Source organism: Leisingera aquimarina DSM 24565 (genome assembly GCF_000473165.1).
GTDB classification, from domain to species: Bacteria; Pseudomonadota; Alphaproteobacteria; order Rhodobacterales; family Rhodobacteraceae; genus Leisingera; species Leisingera aquimarina.
The window spans coordinates 1,416,501-1,422,500 of record NZ_KI421504.1 but is presented as its reverse complement, the minus strand read 5'-3'; the positions used below and the strand labels follow the sequence as shown (position 1 = coordinate 1,422,500).

The window sequence follows — 6,000 nt, the reverse complement described above, 5'->3', positions numbered from 1 at the left end:
CAGGGCAGAACGGTGCCGATCCGCGGATAGCCGCCCGTTGTCTGGCATTCACGCAGCAGCACGAAGGGTTTGCCGTCGCCCGTCATCTGCACATCACCCGGCAGGATCACCTCGGACAGGATATTGAGCTGGCCGTCTGCGGCAAAGCCTTCGCCGTCCGAGACCATTTCCACCCCCATCCGGTTGGCACGGCCGCCGCGCCTGAAAGCAGTGGCCGCGAACCGGGTGCGGACCGGTTCTGGAAACAGGCCACTCTGGAAGCTTTCTACAATGCGCAGCTCTCCACCCTGAAAACGGTTTTCGGCGGCCAGTACCAGACCTGTTTCATTATTCCGGTCTGAATCGGCAGGCAGCAGGTCTCCGGCTGCGGCCGCCCGGCCCAGCCCGGCCATCAGATGCACGGCGCGGGAGCCCAGCAGCGGCTCGGATGCGATGCCGCCGCCAAGATGCAGATAGCCATAGACGCCGCGGCGGGCGGCACCGATAGACAGACGCTGACCCGCCTCCATCCTGTGCGACGCATTCCAGGCCAGCGGCTCACCCTCCAGCGTTGCCGCCATCGGCGCGCCAGTCAAGGCAATGCGCAACGGGCCGGTTGCTTCGAACTCGCCGCCCATGCCACCCATTTCCAAGGCCGCCAACCCGGGATCCTGCCGCAGTAGCGCCGCCCCTTCGGCCAAGGCCAGCGGGTCTGCAGCGCCGCCCTGGGACACCCCCTGCCCCAGCAAACCGGGCCGCCCCGTATCCTGGACCGAAGCCGCCGGACCGATCCGCAGTATCTTGAGGCCGCTCATGCTGCGATCTCCGCGACGATGGCGCCGCCAAGCAGCGGTTCATCCTCACAGTGTTTCAGAAAGTCCGGTTTGGAGACCGGCTCAAACTGCATCTCATCGCCCGGGCGCAATGCAAAGGGCTGCGCTGCTCCAGGCTGGAACAGGGTCAGCCCGGTCTGACCCACATGGCGCCAGCCGGTCGGCGCCGGATTGGAGAACAAAACAAACTGGCTGATCGCCTGCACCAGCGCGCCGCGCGGCACCATCGGTGTCAGTTCCGTCTGACGCGGCAGGTTCCATTCCGGCCCCAACGACCCAAGGTAAGGCTGGCCGGGCGCAAAGCCGATGGTCAGCACCCGCACCCGGGCAGCGCCCAGGCTTTCAATGGCCTGCGCCTCGCTCAGACCCGCGGCATCGGCTGCTTCTCCCAGCTGGGGTGCCAGATCGGTACCATATACTGTGGGCACCCGCCAGAACCGGCGCCCGGCCGGCAACGGCGCCTGCAACCAGTTTCGGGCCGTCAGAAGGGTTTCCAACGCAGCCTCCAGCGCCTCATGCCGCAGATCAGCAGGATCAAAACGGACAAAGACCGAGGCCAAAGAGGCCATGGTCTCTACAACCCCTTCAAGCGGCAGCGCTTCCACCGCACTGCCAAACGCCAGCGCGGCACGGTTCGAGGCCTCGCTAAGACTGCTGTCAAAGCTGACCAGCATGCCGTTCAACCCGGCCCGCCGGACCAGCGGATAGGCTAGCGCCTCCTGGCTGTTCATGTTTTCACCCCGTCATTTTTGCGCGCAAGCGTTGCGGTGCAGACGGGGAGTGTCAACACGTCAATTCATAGAAAGTCTTGCCGCTGCCCAAGGCAAGAACCGCAACCCGATTTCAGAAATCATCCCACCCTTGCGCCGCAGGCAGCGTCTCTGCATCAAAACCGCCGGCCCCTTGTGCCGCCGGGGCTGCCGCCGCCGCAGGCGCTGTTGCCGCCGGGCGCTGGAAGGCCACCACATCCGCAACCGGGGCCGGGGCCGGGATGCCTGCGGAGCTGAACTTCGACACTTCGCGGGTCAGCTGGCTGGCGTCCGCGGACAGCAACTGGCTGGCGGCCGAGGTTTCCTCAACCATCGCGGCATTCTGCTGGGTCACCTGATCCAGCTGTGAAACACCAAGGTTGATCTCGCTCAGCGACGTCGCCTGTTCCTTGGCGCCAGTGGCAATCCCGCTGATGTGGGTGGAAATATTCCCCACACTGTCAATGATCTGCTTCAGTTCCGCTCCGGTTCTGCCAACCAGGTCCACACCGCTGGCCACCTGCTGTTTGCTTTGACCGATAAGCTGCTTGATCTCGCCAGCCGCCCCCGCGGACCGTTGCGCCAGCGCCCGCACTTCTGAGGCAACAACCGCAAAACCACGGCCTGCCTCCCCCGCCCGGGCGGCTTCAACCCCGGCATTCAGCGCCAGCAAGTTGGTCTGAAAGGCGATATCGTCGATCATCCCGATGATCTTGGCGATTTCCTCGGATGAATTCTCGATCTGCGACATCGCCGCCACTGCGTCCGAAACGACCCTGCCGCTGCGTTCCGCGGCAGTCTGGGCCTCGCTGACGATGCCCTCCACCTTCTCTGCGCCCTCCGCCGAGGAATGCACCGTGCCGGTCAGCTCTTCAATGGCTGCTGCGGTTTCCTCCAGCGTCGCAGCCTGGCTCTCGGTCCGTTGAGACAGGTCGCTGGCGGACTTGGAAATCTCTTCCGCAGTGCGCCCGACAGCTTCGGAGACTTGCGTCACGGCGCCCATCGCTGTTCCAAGCTGCTCCGCCGAGCGGTTGAACGCCTCACCCAGCGCGGCGATGTCCGCCTGATCGGACAGTTTGACCCGGAAGCCCAGATCCCCCTGGCTCATCGCGTCCAGCCCCTTGGCGATTTCCTGCAGCCCAAGACGGCGCACCGTTACATCTGTGGCCACTTTGACCACCCTTTCAACTGTGCCATCCGCATTTTCAACCGGAGCATAGGTCGCCTGGATCCAAATGGTGGCGCCATCCTTGGTCACCCGCGGGAACTGGTCCGTGAACACACGGCCGGCGGCCAAGTCTTTCCAGAATGACTTGTATTCCGCACCCGCGGCAAGTTCAGGCGCCACAAACATCGAATGATGCCGGCCCGCGATTTCTTCCAGCTGGTATCCCAATGCAGCAAGAAAATTGCCGTTTGCAGTCAGAATCGTGCCGTCGGGCCTAAATTGAATTGTCGCCTGGGTACGATCGACCACACCGGCAATAATCCTGGCATCGCCGTCCTGCTCTGCGGGCTTGGCCGCTTTAAGGTTGAAAAACAATGAATTCCCCCGCGCGTTCCTGATTCTCGATGGCTCGCGCCAAGAGTATCGTAAAGCCAACAGAAAATTCTTAACGCCCCCGGGAAGTTGCGTTTTAACTGCGCCAAGCAAAGCGCTGCCCGCGATTCGCAATTTTGAATTGTTATTCGATTGCCGTAATCCCGAAAAAATGTAACTTGATCAAAAAAATCGGCCCGTATGTAGCGCGCAGAGGGGAATATCCGGTGATTTGCAAGCAGGCTTTGGACCGCTTGCGCAGCAGCAGAAAGCTCCAAGGATGACATTTTCCAGACAAGTGGACGCCTCCCAGCCTCTCCAGGACAATCGCATCCGATACCGAACCCATGGTACGGCCGCCCTTCTCGTTGGCGCCGGTTTTATTTTGACCTGCTGACGCCGCTTGGGATCGCGGGCGGCCTCATTTACGTGATCGTTGTCCTTTGCGCGCTTTGGGATGACAATGGCGTTGTTGCAGAACTCTGACTTCTGAGGATTCACATCAGGAATCCATGCGCTTGCACGGTCCGCATGAGCAAACCATCCCCTCCCGCGATCGCACAACGAACTGGTCCAGCCACAACGCCGCGTTGCGCAAGCGGGGCTCGCTGCTGATCTGGGTGGACAAGGACATGACTTGGCGCGCGCCGCAGGAATGCCGCCCGGGCCCCCCTGCGGTCTTTTCCGACGCGGCGATCCAGTTCTGCCTGTCGATCAAAGCGCTGTTCAAGCTGCTCTTGCGGCAGACCGCCGGGATGGCGTCGAACCTGCTCCGGCTGGCAGGTCCGGATTGGCCCGTGCCCGGCTCCTCCACCCTCTGCCGCAGGCAGAAGACACTGGCGGTGCAGATCCCGTATCGCCGCATGGACGGCCCGCTCAACCTGCTGGTCCCCTCTCGGGGCATCACTCTGTGATGCCCTGCCGGGCAATGGACAGCACCGGGATCAAGTTGCTTGGGGATGGCGAATGGCAGGCCCGCAAGCACGGGGTGCAGGGCCGCCGCCAATCCCTGCCCGGCAGTTGATTGCAAAGCAATCAATGAGAGGGGCGCAAGGTGCATCTGGCCATGGACACGGCGACCTCCGGCATGCGCGCTGTGGAATTCACTCCAAGCCGCGACGGCGACAGCCCTGTGCTGCCGGCCTGTGCTGCCGGACCTGCTCGGTCAGATCCCCGAGGCCGAGCAGATCGGCACCGTGACCGCTGACCGGGCATATGACACGCGCCGCGGCCACACCGCCATCATCGGCCGGCAAGCCACCCCGGTCATCCCGATCCGCAAGAACGGGCCCGCGTGGAAAGAGGATTGCCCGGCTGCGCGGGTCCGCAACGAGACACTGCGTGCCACCCGCCACTACGGCCGGGCGTTCTGGAAGCGCTGGACCGGATACCACGCCCGAAGCCGCATCGAAGCCAAGATGCGCTGCCTCAAGGCTTTCAGCGAGCCCATCGCCGCAAGAGACCCCGAGCGCCAGGCCGCCGAGATCCACATTCGCATCGCTCTTATGAACCGCTGCAACGCGCTCGGCACCGACGGGACCGTCCGCGTGGCATGAAGTCAGTGGGGAAAGGGGAAGTCACACCTCACGTGTGAGTTCTGCAACAATGCCTGGCCCAAGACAACCAGCACGAATTAGGGTCAGGATGCATTGATTTCCGATTTGCCGTGTGATTCAGAGCTCGAAAACGAGCGGTGTACATGTCTGATCTTTTCCGGCTGGGCGACGCGCAGATGGCGCGTCTTGAACCCTTCTTTCCCAGGTCCCCCGGCAAGCCTCGCGTCGATGGCCGGCGCGTTTTGAGCGGGAGTGAGGAGGACCAGAAAACGATCCAGTGAATCATTTTCCCGACGAACCTTCATCAACCGCAATGGATTGCGCTGGCGGGACGCTCCTGCTGAATACGGTCCGCACAGTGAGGCGGGACCGTCGCCCCGGCGGGGCGGCGTCAGCCCGGTGAACGCTTTACAGCCGGTGGAAGGGCTGGAGCGAGAAAGGCATCTTCGCTCGAATGACGGCCGGGCCGGCCTCCGGTCACAGGGAAGAGAAGACTGTGATGACCCCCTCTCATCGAAACTGCGTTTCGACTGCGGGGCAGTGGACGCAACTTATCTGAAAGCCCATCGGACAGCGACCGGTACGGGCGTGAAAAAGGGGGGCGTGGACGCCTGATCCCTTGCCCGGCAGGGCATTGCGCAGCAATGTCCCGAGAGGGGCCGGACCAAAGGCGGCATGAACACGAAGCTGCATGCCATCTGCGACCGCCAGGGCCGGCCGCTCAGCCTGTTTATCACCGCCGGGCCCCTTCTCGGCGATGCAAACATCGCCTGTCAGGCGGCGGGTCAGCGACGACATCGGCGCGCGGGCGCAGCTAAGCAGCTTGCCAAAAGCCGGTTGGCTGCTTGGGGACCGCGGCTATGACGCCGGCGGGTTCAGGGAAGCGTTAAAAGACAAAGGAGCGCGGCTGTATCCCCGGTCGAAAGCAGCGCAAGAAGCCTGTGAAATACGGCAAACGCCGCTACAAACGGCGCAACCGTATCGAGATCATGTCCGGCAGGCTCAAGGACTGGAGGCGCGCCGCAACACGCTGCGACAGGTGCCCCGAGGTATTCCTGTCAGCAATCGCCCTCGCGGCGTTAGTCATTTACTGGTTATGAATCCTGACCCTAGGACCTGAATGCAGCGGGCTATATCGTGAAAGAAACAGCAGGGCGTGATTTTCTGGAACTCGTCGATATGGTTGACCGCTATTGGCGGATTGTTGAATTCCCCCTCCCTGGCAGCTGACCGACACCTGGTCCGCAACGCTTTTGCGACGCCGCATCCGAAAATCACCAGCACCCGGCAACACCCCGGCCTGCGCGGCTGCATCGTTTTGGCAGCCATGCCAAGCGCATCGC

3 protein-coding genes and 2 pseudogenes (1 of these 5 cut by a window edge) are annotated in these 6,000 nt (G+C 62.8%); 2 read left to right on the top strand and 3 right to left on the bottom strand.

What is annotated here, in order from left to right; all coding sequences use genetic code 11:
* The 3 genes from AQUI_RS0111105 to AQUI_RS0111095 form a co-directional block, all read right to left on the bottom strand.
* Window positions 1–794, bottom strand: the 5' portion of a protein-coding gene (locus tag AQUI_RS0111105) for a 5-oxoprolinase subunit C family protein (protein WP_027257591.1). It extends 238 nt beyond the left edge of the window; only the first 794 of its 1,032 coding nucleotides appear in the window; the start codon lies at window positions 792–794; its stop codon lies off the left edge, out of view.
* Window positions 791–1,543: a 5-oxoprolinase subunit B family protein gene (locus tag AQUI_RS0111100; protein ID WP_027257590.1), complete on the bottom strand. Its 753-nt coding sequence runs from the start codon at window positions 1,541–1,543 to the stop codon at window positions 791–793. Before AQUI_RS0111100 ends, AQUI_RS0111105 begins: the two co-directional genes overlap by 4 nt.
* Window positions 1,544–1,655: 112 nt before the next feature.
* On the bottom strand, window positions 1,656–3,104 hold the full coding sequence (locus tag AQUI_RS0111095) for a methyl-accepting chemotaxis protein (RefSeq protein ID WP_027257589.1): 1,449 nt from the start codon (window positions 3,102–3,104) through the stop codon (window positions 1,656–1,658).
* A gap of 528 nt (window positions 3,105–3,632) precedes the next feature.
* Between AQUI_RS0111095 and AQUI_RS29885 the strand changes: the two are divergent.
* Window positions 3,633–4,657, top strand: a pseudogene (locus AQUI_RS29885) (IS5 family transposase).
* Window positions 4,658–4,800: 143 nt separating this feature from the next.
* Window positions 4,801–5,757, top strand: a pseudogene (locus AQUI_RS29880) (IS5 family transposase).
* Window positions 5,758–6,000 lie beyond the last annotated feature (243 nt).

Coding starts and splice junctions, on each gene's coding strand:
- AQUI_RS0111100 (WP_027257590.1), bottom strand. CDS start 1,543: ATGAACAGCCAGGAGGCGCTAGCCTATCCGCTGGTCCGGCGGGCCGGG.